Origin of the sequence: Serratia sp. BNK-17, from assembly GCF_048684935.1 — a bacterium.
GTDB lineage: Bacteria > Pseudomonadota > Gammaproteobacteria > Enterobacterales > Enterobacteriaceae > Serratia > Serratia nematodiphila.
The window spans coordinates 1,513,591-1,531,964 of sequence record NZ_JBLQTR010000001.1 but is presented as its reverse complement, the minus strand read 5'-3'; the positions used below and the strand labels follow the sequence as shown (position 1 = coordinate 1,531,964).

At 56.0% G+C, this 18,374-nt stretch carries 14 protein-coding genes and 2 pseudogenes; 13 read left to right on the top strand and 3 right to left on the bottom strand.

Annotated elements, in window-relative coordinates; genetic code table 11:
- Positions 1-1,017 precede the first annotated feature (1,017 nt).
- From ACMGF7_RS07345 to ACMGF7_RS07325, 5 genes and pseudogenes are all read left to right on the top strand, one after another.
- Positions 1,018-2,103 (top strand): annotated as a pseudogene (locus ACMGF7_RS07345) (DDE-type integrase/transposase/recombinase).
- A 91-nt stretch (positions 2,104-2,194) separates the two neighbouring features.
- Positions 2,195-3,306 (top strand): IS3 family transposase gene (locus tag ACMGF7_RS07340; RefSeq protein WP_176326444.1). Its coding sequence is split into 2 segments (ribosomal slippage): positions 2,195-2,456 and positions 2,456-3,306, totalling 1,113 coding nucleotides; the frame shifts between segments, so codons are not numbered across the junction.
- A 574-nt stretch (positions 3,307-3,880) separates the two neighbouring features.
- Positions 3,881-4,183 (top strand): annotated as a pseudogene (locus ACMGF7_RS07335) (hydroxyacid dehydrogenase); the annotation flags it as partial.
- An 862-nt stretch (positions 4,184-5,045) separates the two neighbouring features.
- On the top strand, positions 5,046-6,761 hold the full coding sequence (locus tag ACMGF7_RS07330) for an S-type pyocin domain-containing protein (protein WP_342121162.1): 1,716 nt from the start codon (positions 5,046-5,048) through the stop codon (positions 6,759-6,761).
- The gene (locus ACMGF7_RS07325; protein WP_072270057.1) at positions 6,758-7,030 is read left to right on the top strand and encodes a colicin immunity domain-containing protein; all 273 of its coding nucleotides are present in this window, start codon (positions 6,758-6,760) and stop codon (positions 7,028-7,030) included. The genes ACMGF7_RS07330 and ACMGF7_RS07325 overlap by 4 nt, the downstream gene beginning before the upstream one ends.
- 812 nt (positions 7,031-7,842) lie before the next feature.
- On the opposite strand, the gene ACMGF7_RS07320 is transcribed toward ACMGF7_RS07325, so the two are convergent.
- Together ACMGF7_RS07320 and ACMGF7_RS07315 are read right to left on the bottom strand one after the other, a co-directional pair.
- Positions 7,843-8,202 (bottom strand): TonB family protein, encoded by a 360-nt coding sequence (locus tag ACMGF7_RS07320; RefSeq protein ID WP_164096029.1) that lies wholly within the window; start codon positions 8,200-8,202, stop codon positions 7,843-7,845.
- A 228-nt stretch (positions 8,203-8,430) separates the two neighbouring features.
- A complete protein-coding gene (locus ACMGF7_RS07315; RefSeq protein WP_019452606.1) occupies positions 8,431-9,333 on the bottom strand; it encodes a LysR family transcriptional regulator in 903 nt (300 codons plus the stop codon).
- A gap of 140 nt (positions 9,334-9,473) precedes the next feature.
- Here ACMGF7_RS07315 and ACMGF7_RS07310 point away from each other — a divergent pair, with 140 nt between their 5' ends.
- The 7 genes from ACMGF7_RS07310 (at position 9,474) to ACMGF7_RS07280 (ending at position 15,712) form a co-directional block, all read left to right on the top strand.
- Positions 9,474-11,009: an MFS transporter gene (locus ACMGF7_RS07310; protein WP_420286407.1), complete on the top strand. Its 1,536-nt coding sequence runs from the start codon at positions 9,474-9,476 to the stop codon at positions 11,007-11,009.
- Between the two features lie 41 nt (positions 11,010-11,050).
- The gene (locus ACMGF7_RS07305) at positions 11,051-12,094 is read left to right on the top strand and encodes an HlyD family secretion protein (RefSeq protein WP_004934076.1); all 1,044 of its coding nucleotides are present in this window, start codon (positions 11,051-11,053) and stop codon (positions 12,092-12,094) included.
- Positions 12,091-13,536 (top strand): efflux transporter outer membrane subunit, encoded by a 1,446-nt coding sequence (locus tag ACMGF7_RS07300; RefSeq protein WP_004934078.1) that lies wholly within the window; start codon positions 12,091-12,093, stop codon positions 13,534-13,536. The genes ACMGF7_RS07305 and ACMGF7_RS07300 overlap by 4 nt, the downstream gene beginning before the upstream one ends.
- On the top strand, positions 13,517-14,290 hold the full coding sequence (locus ACMGF7_RS07295; RefSeq protein WP_015376223.1) for a siderophore-interacting protein: 774 nt from the start codon (positions 13,517-13,519) through the stop codon (positions 14,288-14,290). Before ACMGF7_RS07300 ends, ACMGF7_RS07295 begins: the two co-directional genes overlap by 20 nt.
- Before the next feature lie 21 nt (positions 14,291-14,311).
- Positions 14,312-14,755, top strand: coding sequence for a universal stress protein (locus ACMGF7_RS07290; protein WP_049242580.1), 444 nt, complete (start codon positions 14,312-14,314; stop codon positions 14,753-14,755).
- Between the two features lie 71 nt (positions 14,756-14,826).
- Complete coding sequence (locus tag ACMGF7_RS07285) at positions 14,827-15,339, top strand: DUF962 domain-containing protein (protein WP_164096026.1); 513 nt, start codon at positions 14,827-14,829, stop codon at positions 15,337-15,339.
- Between the two features lie 10 nt (positions 15,340-15,349).
- Positions 15,350-15,712: a hypothetical protein gene (locus tag ACMGF7_RS07280; protein WP_226988573.1), complete on the top strand. Its 363-nt coding sequence runs from the start codon at positions 15,350-15,352 to the stop codon at positions 15,710-15,712.
- Positions 15,713-15,732: 20 nt separating this feature from the next.
- On the opposite strand, the gene ACMGF7_RS07275 is transcribed toward ACMGF7_RS07280, so the two are convergent.
- Positions 15,733-16,833, bottom strand: a complete 1,101-nt coding sequence (locus ACMGF7_RS07275; RefSeq protein ID WP_004934091.1) for an alkene reductase — start codon at positions 16,831-16,833, stop codon at positions 15,733-15,735.
- A gap of 364 nt (positions 16,834-17,197) precedes the next feature.
- Between ACMGF7_RS07275 and ACMGF7_RS07270 the strand changes: the two genes are divergently transcribed.
- Positions 17,198-18,364 (top strand): MFS transporter, encoded by a 1,167-nt coding sequence (locus ACMGF7_RS07270; protein ID WP_004934092.1) that lies wholly within the window; start codon positions 17,198-17,200, stop codon positions 18,362-18,364.
- Positions 18,365-18,374 lie beyond the last annotated feature (10 nt).

Here is an 18,374-nt window from a genome sequence, read left to right as displayed (position 1 = left end):
GACTACTGTGAGAAAAATACTAGACATCAGGGTCGTGGTGGTGATGTCAGCCATCGCGGCGTTCGACGCTACATGTGAGGGTGTGGTAGAAGGTGGTTATGAGGTACCACCTCTTCCATACGTGACCGTATACCCTGGGGGGCCGACAGTAGTAGGGTCTGTTAACGGCTTACCGGGGAGCTGCGGGGTGCTGGGCAAGGTATGGGATAAGCCAGGGGCTGGTAGACGGTCTACAGTATATCGTAAGGACTTCGGCGAATCGGATTTATCCGGGAAAAGTTACTGCATGGGGGTGCAGATTGCCGGGAGGGGTGTAGGGGACCCACGGGAAACTGCCGAGCTCGTGTTCGAACGTATGAAGGCGGGTATGAGGGTGCCGCACTGGCAAGCAGGGGATTCTGGTAGTTATGTTGACGCTAACGAATCTCTTTGTTTATATGCTGCTGTCGTCGGTATAACTACATGGCCTGAGATGCGGAGGTTTCATTTTAGAAAGCATGGGTTCACCCTCCCTGGATGGCCTGATCATTGTACACTGCGTGCCGTGCCCAAACCCGTTTTATGCTCGATCGTAGGGCGTGGTGAAATCGTCCACCAGACTGCCTCTGTTGGTACGGTCTATCGTCGGAATAAGGTTTCTCTTGGGGTGGAATGTGATGGTACTGCGTCTGTGGTCCTGGATGTACCCCGCAACCCCGCGGTACTTCGAACCGAGAATAAACAAATCGAATCCGGTATTTATTTAAATCGAGATGGAGTTTATTCCGCGACGGTTACCGCGGCTCCCCATGGATCTGTGGACGTAATAAGTGTAGTGGACACAGATGTTAGATTTGCAGGGACGTATAACGGATCGGTAGTGGTGACTGCCACGTGGGATTAGCTAGACAGCTTAGTGGGTTCTGAATTGGGAATGTGGGTAACGGTAGATCTGGTGAAATGAAGTGATGACAGTCCCCCCGAAAAACCGGTATGTGCATAGGAAGAATGTCTCGTGGACTGGACCGGCGAATGTTTATGAAAAAGTCACGTTTTACAGACAGATAGAACTCGGTCATCCAGAAGCAAGACGAATCGGAATGCCTGTGGCTGAACTGTGCCGCGAGCATGGAATGAACAATGCCAGTTCTAAGGGAGGCGTTCACCGTTTGGCGGGATGGATGCCTCCATGATCGCCCGCCCTGGAGGAGCTGGAACACGAAAACCGTTGTCTCAAACTGTTGTATGCCGAAGAGCGGCTTAAAGCGGGAATTATTATGGGGGCCATGGCAAAAACGTGGTGCAGCCCTCCCAGTGAAAGCAGCTGGTACTTGGACCGAGGTCCGAAGCCGACGCATCAACATACATTTTGCCTGCCTGTTGGTTCTGACAGAAAAAGCTGCTATCGCTACCAACCTGAGTTGAATGAAGAACATGTCGTTATTGCCGATTTGATGATTCGTATCACTGACAGGCAGCACAACTGGGGGTTTGGTCTGTGTTTTTTGTATCCTCGTAACGTGAAAAGCTTTAAGTTCAACCACAAAACAGTGTACCGGATTTACTGCGAGTTATCGCTGAACATGCGAATAAACCCCAAAAAACTGCTGAAAAGGGATACGCCTTAACCGCTTGCCGTACCTGAATGCAGCAATGAATACTGGTCGATGGACTTCCTACGCGAGCGGTGAGCGGCTGGACTTTCAGTCCGTCTGCTGAATGTCATTTCCGGCTATCCCGTGACGCGCTGACCATTGAGGTCGATTTTTCTAGCCCGCCATTCGGGTTGTCAGAGTACTGGAACAACTCATTGAATGGAAAGGAAAACCCAAAGCAATCCGCTGTGATACCGGTCCAGAATATACCAGTAATACCTTGATATTATGGATAATTATGTAGGAGTCAGGACTGATTTCGTTCAGCCGGGTAATCCGCGGAGAAATGCTTATTTTGATCGTTACAAACGGACTGTGTGTTATGACTGGCTGGGGCCGCATCTGTTTACATCACAGGATGAATTACAAAACTAAGCCACCGGGTGGCAAGGTTTTTTATAATCACGAACGACCCAATATGGCGTTGAATGGTTACACACCGATGAAGCATCTTCAGCGAATGGCCTGATTCTACTTATTATGTAAGCATCCCGGTAAAACGGACCATTCACTTTTAGAGATCTTCCGACATACTGATTATGTCCCCTGAGGAGATCGTCATGCGTAAAGCCCGATTCACCGAGCACCAGATCATTACCGTTCTGAAGTCTGTCGAAGCCGGACGTACCGTTAAGGATGTTTGCCGCGAAGCGGGAATATCCGAAGCTTCCTATTACAACTGGAAAGCAAAGTATGGCGGGATGGAAGCTTCTGATATCAAAAAGATGAAGGATCTGGAGGACGAAAACCGGCAGCTCAAACAGATGTTTGCTGATCTCAGCCTTGAATGTCTGGCCCTGAAAGACGTTATCGAAAAAAAGCTTTAAAGCGAGCGATAAAGCGGGAGCTCGTCAGTTATCTGGCGGCACAGTTTGCCATGAGTATCCGCCAGGCATGCAGGACATTATCGCTGAGCAGGACGGTGTATTTTTATCAGCCCGATACCCGGCGTGATGAACCGGTGATCCGGGCTTTGACTGAACTGGCAGAACGCTATCCACGATACGGTTTTAAAAAGCTGTTCCAACTACTGCGCAGACAGGGCAACACCTGGAACCATAAACGTGTTCACCGGATTTATTGCCTGCTGAAACTGAATTTTCGTCGCAAAGGAAAGCAACGTCTGCCAGTGCGTAATCCGGCCTCGCTGGCCACAACGGGATCGCTGAACCAGAGCTGGTCCATTGATTTTATGCACGATGCGCTGGTCTGCGGCAGGCGCTTCCGGACCTTCAACGTGGTAGATGATTTTAACCGTGAAGCACTGGCGATAGAAATCGACCTGAATATCCCTGCTCAGCGAGTCGTCCGGGTGCTGGACAGGATCGTGGCAAACCGTGGTTACCCACTGAAGATGCGGATGGACAACGGGCCCGAACTGGTCTCACTGGCGCTGGCCCAATGGGCCGAAGAACATGGTGTGCAGCTCGAATTTATCAAGCCGGGTAAGCCTACACAAAATGCTTTTATCGAACGGTTCAACCGGACATACCGAACAGAAATCCTGGATTTTTATCTGTTCAGAACACTGAATGAAGCGCGGGAAATTACAGAGCGCTGGCTGAAGGAATATAACAACGAGCGGCCTCATGAATCCCTGAACAACCTGACGCCGGCAGAGTACCGGCTGATGGCTGAAACACCGGATATCTCAAAAAGTGCATGGAACTAAAGCCGGGATGCTTACAGTTCACTCCTGACTGTTGGTTCAAATGCGACACTTACGTTAAACCCATTAGGTAAAGCGCCGAACACGAATATCCTTAATTTAGAGTAACACTCTTGTAGGAGTTCGAAGTGGTAGTGTACGCACTGAAGTGACTGGTTTTAGCCGAGTTTTTGATAAGTAATCACCGGTGAATGTATTGATTTTTTTGTTAAAAATTGAAAGGTGTGATCCCTGTGACCTGTTTTGTCATTAATCTTTTTTGATCAGTACCTGTTTGTTTGATTCGATTGAAAATTGACCATTTAAAATATGGTGGTATAAGGATTTGTATAATACAGAAATTAACTTTTATAAATGCCTTTTATATCAATGTGATGGGTTTTAACTATCCCTCCTGTGATCTTCCGCCACCTTACTGTTTCCACACTTTCTTGAATTCAACGAAATAATATCCGAGCGAATCAGCTTCCAGGAATTTTTTGGGGAAACAACCGTTATTCGGATAATGAGCTTCGATGGGTTTCTCTGACATACAAGGACATTATTGCACGGTAAGTTAGATTAAAGCGGAGGCGGCATGACAGAGAAACATTTAGCCCAATCCCCGGCAGGTGAATTTGTCATGTTTGCCAGCGGTGATGGAAAGGTGCGCGTTGAATGCCGCTTTGAAAGCGATACTCTGTGGCTATCCCAGACAATGATCTGCGAACTGTACGGCAAAGCTAAAGCGACTATCAGCGAACACATAAAGCATATCTTTGCAGAAGGTGAACGGGTCGAAAATTCAGTTGTTCGGTTTTACCGAACAACTGCCAGCGACGGGAAAAACTATAAAGTTCAATATCTTATCCTGCCGTTAATACTCGCTGTTGGCTACCGCGCCACAGTGTTCCAACCGTAGGGATACCGAGTGTTTTCACTTTGTTTGGCTATTGATTTCGTGATAAACGATTGCACCGTTTGGGATTTCAGCAGACTGAATCCCCACGCACCGTCGATCAACGAAAGATTGAATTGTGCCCCCACCGCGACAGACGCTTGTGCTTCCGGAAACAGACTCAGGTTAACGTTGCTCCCGGGATCCCTGTCCCCACCATTGTTGCCACCACCAGTATGCCCGCCAGTGTCCTTATTCTTACCTCCCCATGGGTTATTCTCCGAGCTCCAGCCAGAGTGATCGGATGCATCCACACCTCCACCCAACTCCGTCGGCCCACCATTCACCCCACCGCCAGGACCGCGGCTGTCTTTACCATCACCACCACTAATAACTCATCTCCTGTTGAAATCGCATACAAACACTGTATGCACATCCTGTTTTTAGCGAGAGTTAAAGGAGTTTACATGCCATTAACCCAGCTGGTTGTTGTGCTGTATATCAAACAAAACAGAGAGGAGGTTTGGGGTGAATGGGGTTTGAGGGCCAATGGAACGAAAACGTACGTTAAGTAGATAATTAATTGTTTAAGCTGAAATTTAATGCTCTCTACTCTCCCTTCAGAATATCCTCCGGGAGTATGACTGGTTGCAGAAGCTGGAGTGGGAACGGACGCGCAGCCGGGATTAACCCACATTTGTCAGTGTGACAGCTGTCGCAGGCGGCTGCTTTTTTGTGTCACGCTTAGCACATATGAGAATGATTATCATTTGATTGACGGGTTTGAGAGGAGGGTTTAGCATCAAACACTATATATAAACACAGTGTTTGTGTGCAAAATGACAGATATCAAAAAGGAGATTTTATGGAGCATAAATGGGAAGTTAAATACGATCCGTATAATTATAATAACGGGGTGGCACCTGAACCTGGATTATATTGGCAAAACGGATCTTGGAGTTGGGAAAATGGAGAGGAGACCCTGACAGTCACTGCAATTCCGATCCCTGGGTTGGATGAAAAAGTCAAAGAATGTCTGGCCAATAATATTTGTTTTATCTGCGGAAAGAAAAATTGCCCATATATAAAAAACGACAAGCATTATCGTGAATTGCTGGATGCCTGTCGTCGAGGCGATGGTGCGAACGCAAAAAGAATATACATGCAGCGGTTTGCGCCACTTCTCCATGTATTCAGCGGGCAACGTAACGAAGGGTTGCAACGGGAACTGGACGCGCAGGCAAGAGCGAAAGCCGAAGCAGAAGCCCGAAAGGCCGAGGAAGCCCGCAAGGCCGAGGAAGCCCGAAAGGCCGAGGAAGCCCGCAAGGCTGAGGAAGCCCGCAAGGCCGAGGAAGCCCGCAAGGCCGAGGAAGCCCGCAAGGCCGAGGAAGCCCGCAAGGCCGAGGAAGCCCGCAAGGCCGAGGAAGCCCGCAAGGCCGAGGAAGCCCGTAAGGCTTTGTTCGACAAAGCCGGGGTGAAACCCGCTCCCGTGTATACACCGGCGATGGTAGCAGAAGCGAATAAGGCGCTCAAAGCGCCGGGCGCTATGGTGCTGAATCAGACGCCGGGGACGGCGCAGATAGCGTTGGCTGGAGCTGGAGTGTGGACAGCTGCCGGTAATGTGGCAGGCAGTATTACCAACTGGTTCAGTAATGCGCTGTCCAAACTGTCCGTTCCGGCGGTCAGTCCGGGGCTTCTTAAGGCATCGATGGCGACTCTTTGGTTCCATTCAAAACCTGCTGGTCAGGGTAGTGATCAAGTTCCAGGGCGCGACGTTCCTGCGCTGTTTGCGTTTCCGGCGCGGGCTCTGGCGGATGCGAAGGCGATAGAGGCCGGGATGAAAACCGTGAATATGCCGGCGCGTGGGAGTCTGGTGAAGAGCAATGGGCAACTGGCGCTGCAGCTGCTGAAAACCGGTAACGGCGGTATTCCGGCGGCGGTGCAGGTGCTGACGGGGGTGCGTGATCCGAAAACAGGTCTGGACCGTATTACCGTTCCGGCAATTGCCGGTGCAGGCGTCCCTGCGCGGACCATCCTGATTAACCCGGCTCAGCCGCCCTCAGCGCCGTCAAATACCGGCACACCACCGCCTCCGGTCCCAGTGACCCCCGTCCATACTGGCACGGAAGTGAAACCGATGGACACCATCACGGTGACCACGACGCCGGTCGCAGACCACAACGGACTACAGGATTTTATCTACTGGCGTCCGGACGCGGCCGGAACAGGTGTAGAGCCGGTGTATGTGGTGCTGAGTGATCCGCTTGATTCTGGACGATTTACACGTAAACAATTGGATAGAAAATACCTCAAACATGCTAGTGATTTTGGGGTTAGTGACACGAAGAAAAATCGTGAAACGTTGACTAAGTTCAGGGATGCTATTGAGGCGCATTTGGCGGATAAAGGAACTGTGGAGAAAGGGACTTACCTTCATGAAAAAGGATCAAAAGTATTCTTTAATCCAAAAACAAATAACGTCGTTATTTTGAAGGAAAATGGTGACTTTATATCTGGGTGGCATTTAACTGTGGGAACACCGCAATATGAGGTTTACATTAAAACGGGGAGTTTGAAATGAGTATTAAATTAATTGATTTGACGAAAGATTTAGTGTCATCCAAGGTTTCACCTGAAGATTTTGAATCTCGCTTTTTTAAGTTATGGCGAGATGAGGGTAATTCAGGGGTACTGGCAAAGGATAGCAAGGAGATTAGTGGGTGTTTATACGAAATTTTTGATCTGGCTGAGCGGTACACATCAGATCCTGATCGTTCATCAATTGAAATTGATGAAAAAACGCTGAAAAAAGAAGCTGAAGTAACATTGAGAAAATTTAAATTCATCTGAGAATTCTTTGAATATGTTCTTTGCGCCATCCGAACGGGTGGCGTTTTTTATGCATGCAATTCGATGGGGGGAGACGGGGCCTGACGCTCAGTGGAACGAAAACTCACGTTAAGATATTTTCTGCCTTTGACGCCGCTTTTAACGGCCTCAGATGTCCTTGGGGTTTGAGGGGCAACCGTACGAAAACGTGCGGCAAGCTAAAAATGAACGTCTGAAAAATCGATTAGCAGACAACGCTGTCCGTTAAATGCCAATTTTCGATTAAAAAGACACCATTTTAAGGGCATTTTTCTATGCCTATTATTTTTATATATCAGATAGTTACTTCGCTAACGTACAATCGCGTTCCATTGGCCCTCAAACCCCTGAATAAACTCGCCGACATGACAACAGATAGCATTAAATGTGCATATTAAAAAATTGTTACATTGCCATTGTTGGTTTCTCTTCATAAGCCTCAAGCGCCTTTGAAACCGAAGAAGTTGTCGTCATAAGGTGAGGAATACCGACAAGATAGAGGGCTGAAACCTAACAGGGGATTTATCACGCCTTCAATTAGCTAAAATCGAACGGTCAAAATATGAGCTTAACGTACAATAATTTTCGATATCCAAACTGACCCTTAAACCCCACAAGTAAAATCATTTGGGGGCATAATAGGGGGCATGGTTCAAAATCTAACTTGATAAAACTGAGTAAATTCAAATGAATTGGCTATCAAATGCGACTCCTGTGATGTCCGGTAGGGGTAATTTGCTTCCTTCCTTTTGTGAGAGCACGGCTTGTGTGGGTAGAGAAAATTTAGCGTACGATCAGCGAAACGGAACCCCATTGCCATAGACTGAGTTGTGCGGTTTGGTGGTGAAATTAAAAGTAAATTCACGATCCTTCACTGGCTGACCGCGTTCAAAGCGCCAGCTTTTCATGGCAGTCAGCACCGGCTCGTCAAAGATCCCGGCGGGTTTCGCCTGCATAATACGCACATGGCTGACCGTGCCGTCGTGCTCGATATCATATTTCACCTTGACGATGCCATTGGTGTTTTTCAACAGGGCCTGTTCAGGGTAAACGGGAGCCGTTTTAATGAGAGCTTTGGGGGACGGTGCGGCACCGAGCGCCAGCGCAGGCGTCAAACACAGTAGCAGGAGGGCGACAAACGTATGTTTTCTCATGTCATAATCCATTGGTTAAAAAGATAGCAAATACAATGTAAGACCGTGAGCTCCTCCTAATAGAGCGGAACTCAAGATACTGATTTTTTAACTAATTGAATAATTAATGCTTTCATCGAATATACCGAGTATGCGCAGGGCTTCGGCAAAATGCCATATTACCGGCTTATCTGGCAGGCGTATTTGGGTTCTGCCGCGAGCGTCTTCTCTCCCCAACACCTAACCCCCTCACTCCCTCTGCAAAAAGAACTGCTTGATGGTCTGCCGCAGCCAGCGATGCGCCGGATCGCGATCCAGGCGCGGGTGCCAGGCCTGCACGATAAACACCGATTCCAGCTCGAGCGGCAGCTCGATCTCCGCCAACGGCAGGTGGATGTTGCTCACCCCCTGCAGCACGTGGCGCGGCAGCGGCAGGATGAAGTCCGATTTCATGGTCAGCATCATCGCTGAATGGAAGCCCGGCAGGGTCAGAGCGACGTTGCGCTGCAGGCCGAGATCGCGCAGCGCATCGTCGATCGGCCCCTGCGTGCGCCCGCGGCGGGAGACGCTGATATGCGGGTAATGGGTCAGGGTTTCGGGTGTTACCCGGCCGATGATCGGGTGCCCAGGGCGCACCAGCGCCTGAAAGGTGCTGGTGAACAGGCTCTGCGTCTTGATTTCCGGGTGCCAGTCGCGTGAGGAACCGATCACCAGATCCACTTTGCCGCTGCGCAGCGCGTCATCCTCGCCGTCGCTTTCGGCGATGAATTTCAGGCCGCTCAGCGGCGCCGATTCCCGCAGCGTCTCAAGCAATCCGCCCGCCAGCGCGCCGATAAAGATGTCGTTGGCGCGAATGGTGAAGGTTCTGGTCAGCTTGCCGGGTTCGAACGCATCATTCGGTGCGATCAGCGCGGCGGCCTGTTCGATGATCTCGCCGAGCTGGCGTTTCAATTCCAGCGCGCGCGGCGTTGGCACCAGATGCTTGCCGGCCCTGACCATGATCGGGTCGTCGAACTGCCGGCGGATGCGCCCCAGAATGCGGCTCATCGCCGGTGCGCTCAGGTTCATCTTTTCGGCGGCGCCGCTCACGCTCCCTTCTTCCAGCAGCAGATTCAGCGCATAGATCAGATTGAAATCAATTTTTTGCGGCATGGCCTCTCCGGTCGTGGCGTGCGTGATGGATTGCGTTTTGTGCAACTAGTTAATTACATGATTTCATTTTAAACAATCGAAATAAGTCCGGATACTGCCCACGACAACAAAGATTGAGGCTGAAACAGCAGGAGTGGGGAATGGTTGAGGTGTCTGTTACGCCGCACCACAAAAATCGATGGCTCGCCAGCGCCGGTGAAATCAACGGCCGCACCTGGCTGGGGTTGTTCGGCGTGTTTTTGGCGGTGATGGCCAGCGGCGTGGGGGAAAACGCCAGCAAGTTCGCGCTGGCGGATATACAGGGCGGCATGCTGCTGAGTTTCGATGCCGGCAGTTGGCTGACCACCTGTTACGTTACCGGCTTTGTGATCGGTTCCGGGTTCACACCCTGTTTTTGGCCGACCTTTTCGTTGCGCCGGGTGGCGTTGACGATGTGCGGCATTTACCTGGCCGGCGGGCTGCTGACGCCCTGGTTGGGAGAACAGTATGGCGTGTTGCTGGCGGTGCGCAGCCTGCAGGGCTTCGCCGGCGGCGCGTTGCCGCCGATGCTGATGACGGTGGTGCTGCGTTTTATGCCGCCGCTGATCAAGGTGTTGGGGCTGGGCGCCTACGGCTGGGTCTCGGCCTGGAGCGCTACGCTGGGCGCCACCGCCGCCGCTTTCGCCTTTCACTGGGGTTGGAGTGGGTACTTCTACTGGAACCTGCCGCTGATGGCGATTGCCGCTGTGTGTATCGGCTACGGTCTGCCGCAGGATCCTCTGCGGCTGGAGCGCCTGCGGCAGTTCAACTGGCGCGGCCTGCTGCTCGGCGGCATGGCGCTCGGCATACTGACGGTGGGCATCTCACAGGGGGAGCGGCTCGACTGGCTGAACTCGCCGCTGATCTACGTTTTATTATTGGGCGGCGGCGGATTATTGGCGTTATTTCTGATTAACGAATGGTATCACCCGCTGCCTTTTTTTAATTTGCAGCTATTAAGCAAAAGGAATTTGTCTTTCTCCTTAATTACGCTGGGTGGCGTGCTGTTAATTATGGTGTCGCTGGTCAATATTACGTCGGGATATTTATCCGCGATTCAGGGCTATCGTCAGGAACAAACTTCCGACTTAATGCTGTGGGTGGCGTTGCCGCAATTAATTACGCTGCCGATTGTCGCCATTATTTGCAATACGCCGCGGGTGGATTGCCGCTGGGTACTGGCGATCAGCCTGCTGTTGATGGCCACCGCCTGCGTGCTGGCCGCCCAGCTGACGCCGGAATGGAACGGCGAGACGTTTCGCGTTATCGCGCTGTTGCAGGCGGTCGCGCAACCGATGGCGATCATCCCCCTGCTGATGCAGGCGACCGGTGGGCTGTTGCCGACCGACGGGCCGTTTGCGGCGGCCTGGTTTAACGCGGTGAAGGGCTTCGCCGCCACCGCGGCCGGCGGCGCCATCGCGCTGCTCAGCCGACAGCGCGGGGACTATCACGCCGGCACGATCGTCGACGGTTTTGGCTCGGCCTACAGCAGCGTATCGGGGTCGGCGGAGCAGCTGGCGCAGCTTGCCGTCCGGCAGGGCCACGTGCTGGCCAGCGCCGATCTTTATCTGTTGGTTGCCGGCCTGGCGTTATTACTGACCGCGCTGATTTTAGTTATGCCGACCCGTATTTATCCGCCGCGTTCGGTCGCCGCCTGACATTTTATCATCAGAAATAAATATTAAGTGGAGTCACTTTTATGGCTAACAAAAAAGTCGCCGTCGCCGTATTGGCGGTTACCGTCATTACGCTGGGGTTATTAATGAATAAGTTTTTTATTAAAGAGACACAGCAGAATACCAACGACGCCTATATTCGCGCCGATATCTCGCGTATTTCTCCGCAGATTGCCGGTGAAATTGCGCAGGTGTTGGTCAGGGACAACCAGTGGGTTAAACAGGGGGAGTTGCTGGCGGTGATCGATCCGCGTGAATTCAACGTTGCCCTTGCGCAGGCGACGGCGCAGGAGCAATCCGCCCGCGCCCGGCAGGACGACGCCAGGGCCAACCTCACCCGGCAGAGCGCGCTGATCGCCGCCGCGCTGGCGGAGCGGCAGGCGGCGCAGGCGGAGCTGGCGTTTGCGCGTCAGGAGCAGAACCGCTACCAGAGAATGGCCAGCAGCGGCGCGGGGTCGCAGCAGGCGGCGCAGCAGGCGACAACGCGGGTGCACACGCTTTCCGCCAATGTGGCGCAGGCGGAGGCGACGCTCAAAGCGGCGCGAAACATGGAGCAGGTGCTGCAGGCCAAGCTGGCGGACAGCGATGCCGAGCTGATGCTGGCGCAGGCCAAGAAAGCGATGGCCGAACTGAACCTGTCTTACACCCGCATCACCGCGCCGATCGGCGGCGTGATCGGCAAGAAAAGTCTGCGGGTCGGGGAGTTCGTCAAACCGGGCGATGCGCTGCTGGCCATCGTGCCGCAGGACAAGCTGTACATCATCGCCAACTACCAGGAAACCCAGTTGGAAAACATTGCGCACGGGCAGTCGGTAGACATCCATATCGATACCTTTCCCGGCCAAACGCTGAAAGGGCAGGTGGACAGCATCGCGCCGGCTTCCGGCGTCAGCTTCGCGGCCGTGGCGCCGGAGAACGCCACCGGCAACTTCACCAAGATCGTGCAGCGCATCCCGGTGAAAATTGTATTTGATATCAACAAAGAGCATGCCGCCTTGTTGAGCGCCCTGCGCGTCGGCATGTCTGCGGACGTCAGCATCAATACGCTGGACGGAGGCCTGCAATGAACAGAGCCGTGATCCCGCTGCTGTTGATGGCGCTGAGCGGCTGCCGGGCGGTAGGGCCGGACTACGCTCGGCCGCAGAGCGCGCTGCCCGAGAGCTGGGGTGAGCAGGCCGGCGGCGGGGCATTGCCGGTGGCCTGGTGGTCGATATTCAACGATGCGCCGCTGTCGCAGCTGGTGCAGCGCGTGGCGGCCGGCAACCTGGATCTGCAGCTCGCCACGGCGCGCCTACAACAGAGCCGCGCCCTGCTGGGGGTGACGGAGGCGGCGCTGATGCCGGATCTGAGCCTGGATGGCGCCTATCAGCGCCAGCGCGCTACCTCGGTGGGCAGCATGGATCCGTCCGGCAACGGCGGAGAGGCGGATTACAACCTCTGGCGCGGCGGCTTCAGCGCCGCCTGGGAGCTGGACATGTGGGGCAAGCTGCGCCGCGCCTCGGAAAGCGCGCGCGCCGGCTTCGCCGCTTCGCAGGAGAATCGGCGCGCGCTGCTGACGTCGGTGACGGCGGAGGTGGCGAGCGACTATCTGCGCCTGCGCGCCACGCAGCAGCAGCTGGCGGTGGCGCAGGAAAACCGCGCCACGGCGCTGCGCACGCTGCAGTTGACGCAAAGCCGCTATCAAAGCGGCGCGGGCAACGAACTGGATATCGATCAGGCGCAGGTGCAGTTGGCGCAGGTGGATGCCCTGCTGCCGACGTTGGCCGACCGGCAAGAACGGCTGATTAACGCCATCGGCCTGTTGTTGGGCGAGCGGCCGGGCGCGCTGAACGCGATGCTGTCGCCGCCGGGGCCGCTGCCGACGCTGGCGCGCGCGGTGCCGATGGGGGTGCCGTCGGATCTGGCGCTGCGCAGGCCGGATATTCGCGAAGCGGCGGAGCGTTTGCATCAGGCGACCGCCGAGATCGGCGTCGCCACCGCCGACTACTACCCGCGCATCACGCTGACCGGCAACGCGGGCTACCAGGCATTGGCCTTGTCGGATATGGGCAGCTGGTCCACGCATACCTTCGCCATCGGCCCCGTTTTGTATCTGCCGTTGTTCGACGGAGGGAAAATCACCCAGCGGGTACGCCTGAGCGAATATCGCCAGCAGGAAATGGCCATCGCCTACCAGCAAACGGTGCTGCGCGCCTGGCACGAGATCGACGACGCGCTTTCCGGCTATCGCGCCCAACAGCGCCGCCAGACGCACCTGGCCGAGGCGCTGGCCGCCAACCGGCACGCGTTTGCGCTGGCGCGCGACAGCTATCTGAACGGCGCCAGCGATTTTATCCACGTTCTGAGCACGCAGCGCGCGCTGCTGGATCTGCAGTCCGCGCAAATTGTTTCAGAGGAGGAGACGGCGATCGCCGTGGTGAATATCTATCGAGCGCTGGGCGGCGGCTGGGAACTCACCTACCCGTCTGCGGCGCCACAGGAGAAGGCTGATGCACAACACGCTGAATAAGATTGTCGACGAGATGCTGGAAAGGGACACCCGCCGCAAACGAGAGGCCCGGGTGAGCGCCGTGCGGCAAGTCACCGCTCGGATCAGGCGCATCACGTTGAGCGGCGACGATGTGGATAAGTTTATCGCCGATCCGCGCGCGCAGGAGCCGGCCAGCTGGGTCAAGGTGTTCTTCCCGTGGCGCGACACGCTGGCCGGGCGGGCCTACACCCTGAGCGGCATCGACAAACTCGCCCGCACCTTCGATATCGACATGGTGCTGCACGGCGAAGGCCCGGCGTCGAACTGGGCGCGCGACGCGATGCCGGGCGACAAGCTGGGGTTCGCCGGCCCTTGCTCCGGCGGCTTTCGGCTGTTGCCGCAAACTCGCTGGCTGCTGTTGCTGGGTGATGAGACCGCGCTGCCCGCCATGCGCACCATTATCGCCTCGCTCTCCGCCCCGTTGCCGGTGCTGTGGTTCGCCGAGGTGGGCGATGCGCAGGAGATCCAGGACGTCGATTGCTCCTTTTTGCAGGTGAACAGCTGGCAAATCCGCACCCGACATTTCGACAGCGTGATGAACAGCCCGCTGGTGCAGGCCGTCAGCCATTGCGAGCTGCCGGCCGGCGAAGGGCAGGTGTGGCTGGCCTGCGAGCATCAGGTCGCCGCCTATCTGAAGGCGCGTTTTATCAACGAAATGGGCATTTCCCGCGCCGCCTTGTTTGCCAAAGGTTATTGGAAAAAGGGCGAAGCCAATTTCAAGGGCGCGATTTAACTCGGGCGAGTGAGGATGGTTATGATTGAGAGAGTGTTATTGGCGGTGGACTGCTTTGAACACAGCGGCAACGCCCTGGAATTTATGGCGCGCCTGCAAGGCAGCATCGGCGGCGTGATTGTGCTGACGGTGGTGGACAATGCCTTCACGCTCAGCCGCAGCGGCCTGCGTTTCGACAGCGATGAGCGCGAGGAGTATCCCGCCGCCCAACGGGAAGAAGCGCTGGCGGAAAAGCAGGTCGGGCAGGTGACGCGGGCGCTGAAACAGCAGGGCTTCAATGCCCAGGGCTTGCTGGCCGCGGGGTCGCCCATCGAGGTGATCCCGGAACAGATGGCGCTGTTCAACTGCGATCTGTTGATCATCTCGCACCGCCACCTGTCTTCGTTGGGGCGCTGGCTGAACGCTTCCATCACGCGTGGCCTGCTGGATGAGATCGGTCAACCGGTATTGGTGATCCCGCGCTAAGCTATGGGTAAGGGCAGCCGCATGCGGCTGCGCGCGTTCGGCGACGAAGGCCGCACATACCGGAGGTCAACATGCGAAGTCTGGAAGATCACCTTGCCGCTTATGCCGCCTATCACCGCGATGCGCGCAATATCGCCACGCATTTTATCGGTATCCCCCTGATCGTCATCAGCCTGCTGGCGCTGCTCTCCCGGCCGGCGTGGGGCGCGGGAGGGCTGCCGTTTTCGCCGGCCTGCGCGGCGGTTATCGTCTCGGCGCTCTATTACCTGCGGCTGAACCTGCGCCTTGGCATCATGATGCTGGCGTTGCTGCTGCTGTGCCTCGTGTTCGGCGCCTGGGTGGCGTCGCTGTCGACGGCGGCGTGGTTGAGCGTCGGCATCGGCGGCTTCGTCATCGGCTGGCTGTTTCAGTTTGCCGGGCACTTTTGGGAGGGGCGAAAACCGGCGTTTATGGACGACGTGACGGGCCTTATCATCGGCCCGCTGTTCGTGCTGGCGGAAGCCTGCTTCCTGGCCGGCGGGCTGCGCGAACTGCAGCGGAACATCGAACTGCGCGCGGGCAAAGTGCGCAGCGGGAGGGGATGAGGTGGCGTTGATGAAGCGTTGGCGCCGGAGCATCGCGCTGGCGGTCAATGCTGATTTACGGCCCGCGTTGGCGCGTTATCGGGAGCAACTGCTGCAGGCAAGGACGGTATCGGATGAGAGGCGCTTAAAGCGCGAAGCGGCCAGAAAGCTGATCCGCGCCACCAATATGTTGCGCGCCGAGGGGAGCCCGTTCTGGCCGATAACGCTAACCGACTATGCCGATCAGCTGTTGGCGCTTTATGCAGAGCAGCGCGATGAAATGGACTATTGGTTAGCGCACGCGGCAGGGGAGGCGAATGACGCGGATTTTAGCGACAGAATGATGCAATTTCTTGACTGGATCGAAGCACAGAAAAAAATAACGCCGGCTTGAGCCGGCGTTGTCGGCGATCGTTACCCGATCGCCGGGTAATCGGTGTAGCCTTCCCGGCTGCCGCCGAAGAATTTCTCTTTAATGGGCGCATTCAGCGCCAGCCCGTGTTGCAGGCGGTGAGGCAGATCCGGGTTGGCGATGAACGGGCGGCCGAAGCCGATCAGATCCGCCCAGCCTTTGGCCAGCGCTTCTTCAGCGCGTTCACGCGTGTATTTGCCCGAGTAAATCAGCGTGCCGCGGAAAATCAGGCGCAGTGATTCTTTGAACGCCGCCGGCATCACCGGGGCGTCATCCCAGTCCGCTTCGGCGATGTGAATGTAAGCGGCGCCGATATCGTTCAGCACGCTGGCCGCCGCCAGATAGGTGGCTTCCGGGGTGTCGTCCTGCGAGCCCATCAGGGTGGTCAGCGGCGCCAGGCGCACGCCCAGTTTCTCTTTGCCGATGGCGTCCGCTACCGCCTGAGCCACTTCCCGCAGGAAACGCAGGCGATTTTGCAGTGAACCGCCGTATTCGTCGTCGCGCTGGTTTTCCCGCGAGTCGATAAACTGATTGATCAGATAGCCATTCGCGCCGTGCAGCTCTACGCCGTCGAAACCGGCGGCGATGGCGTTGCGGGCCGCCTGAGCGTAGTCATTGACGATCGCCGGAATTTCTTCCCGCGTTAAGGCGCGCGGTGCGGAGTGTTGCACCATTTCACCCACGCCATGTTCCGGTCCGCGGCCTTCGACATCCACAAATACCTTGACCCCATCGGCCTGGATGGCGGAGGAGGAGACCGGCGCGGCGTGGCCAGGCTGTAGAATGGTATGCGACACGCGGCCGACGTGCCAAAGCTGCGCGAAGATCTTGCCGCCGGCCTGATGTACGGCGTCGGTGACTTTTTTCCAACCGGCGATGTGTTCCGGGGTGTAAATGCCGGGCGTCCAGGCATAACCCTGGCCTTGCTGGCTAATCTGCGTGCCTTCGCTGACGATCAGCCCGGCGCTGGCGCGCTGGGCATAATATTCAGCCATCATGTCGGTGGCGACGTCGCCGGCGCCGGCTCGAGAGCGGGTCATGGGCGGCATGACGATGCGATTGTTCAGCGATAAACCGTTTAAAGAATACGAGTCAAAAAGCATGGCGCTTCCCTCTGTGTGAATGGGGCCGTAGGGCATTGATGTTTTACTGAGGCCATTATATTTCGTCGTTTAATTCTAAAAACGCGCACAATAACAAAACACTTTTGCTCTGTTTTCAATAGTTGCGGTGGCCGCCGGCTTGCCGCCGGTGGCGGGAATGAACCCGATGTGCGCTCGGGCGACGGCGGCTATTGCCTGTCGGCGCGTGGTTGAGATAGAGTCGGCTGCTGTTTTTCCCCACGATTTTTAACAAAATCGCAAAAGTCTTTTAGCCTCCCGCCTGCTTATCTTTGGTGTGATCAATGTCATACTTTTGGCATCTTAACTTTCCCGCGCTTCGGCAGCGGTTAACCGGAGTTGTTGAATGAAAATTAACTTTCCCTTATTAGCCCTGGCGGTGGGGGCGTTCGGCATCGGCACGACCGAGTTTTCCCCGATGGGGTTGCTGCCGACCATCGCCAAAGGGGTGGACGTCTCCATCCCGATGGCCGGCATGTTGATCAGCGCCTACGCCGTCGGCGTGATGGTCGGCGCACCGCTGATGACGTTGCTGCTTTCTCACCGGGCACGCAGAAGCGCGCTGATCTTCCTGATGGCTATCTTTACTCTGGGTAACGTGCTGTCGGCGGTTGCGCCTGACTACACCACCCTGATGCTGTCGCGCATCATCACCAGCCTGAACCACGGCGCGTTCTTTGGCCTCGGATCGGTGGTGGCCGCCAGCGTGGTGCCGAAGGAGAAACAGGCCAGCGCAGTGGCGACCATGTTTATGGGCCTGACCATCGCCAATATCGGCGGGGTGCCCGCCGCGACCTGGCTGGGTGAAACCATCGGCTGGCGCATGTCGTTCCTGGCGACGGCCGGGCTGGGCGTGATCGCCATGCTGGGGCTGTGGTTCTCGTTGCCGCAAGGCAGCGCCGGCGCGCGTCCTGATGTGAAACGCGAGTTGTCGGTATTGGTGCGCCCTCAGGTGCTGTCCGCCTTGCTGACGACCGTGCTGGGCGCGGGCGCGATGTTCACGCTCTATACCTATATCTCGCCGGTGTTGCAGCACATCACCGATGCGACACCGCTGTTCGTGACGTCCATGCTGGTGTTGATCGGCGTCGGTTTCTCCATCGGCAACTACCTCGGCGGCAAGTTCGCCGACCGCTCCGAAAGCGCGACGCTGAAAGGCTTCCTGTTGCTGCTGGTGGTCATTATGCTGGTGATCCCGTTCCTGGCGCGCAGTGAAATCGGCGCCGCAGTCAGCATGGTGATTTGGGGCGCAGCGACCTTTGCCGTGGTGCCGCCGCTGCAGATGCGCGTGATGCGTGTCGCCAGTGAAGCGCCGGGGCTGTCGTCTTCGGTCAATATCGGTGCCTTTAACCTGGGCAATGCGCTGGGCGCCGCCGCCGGTGGCGCGGTAGTCTCCGCCGGGCTGGGATACAGCTTCGTGCCGGTGATGGGGGCGATTATTGCCGGATTGGCGCTGCTGCTGGTGCTGTTCACCCACCGTCAGGCCGAAAAAGTGGCCTACGCCAACGGTTAAAACGACAGCG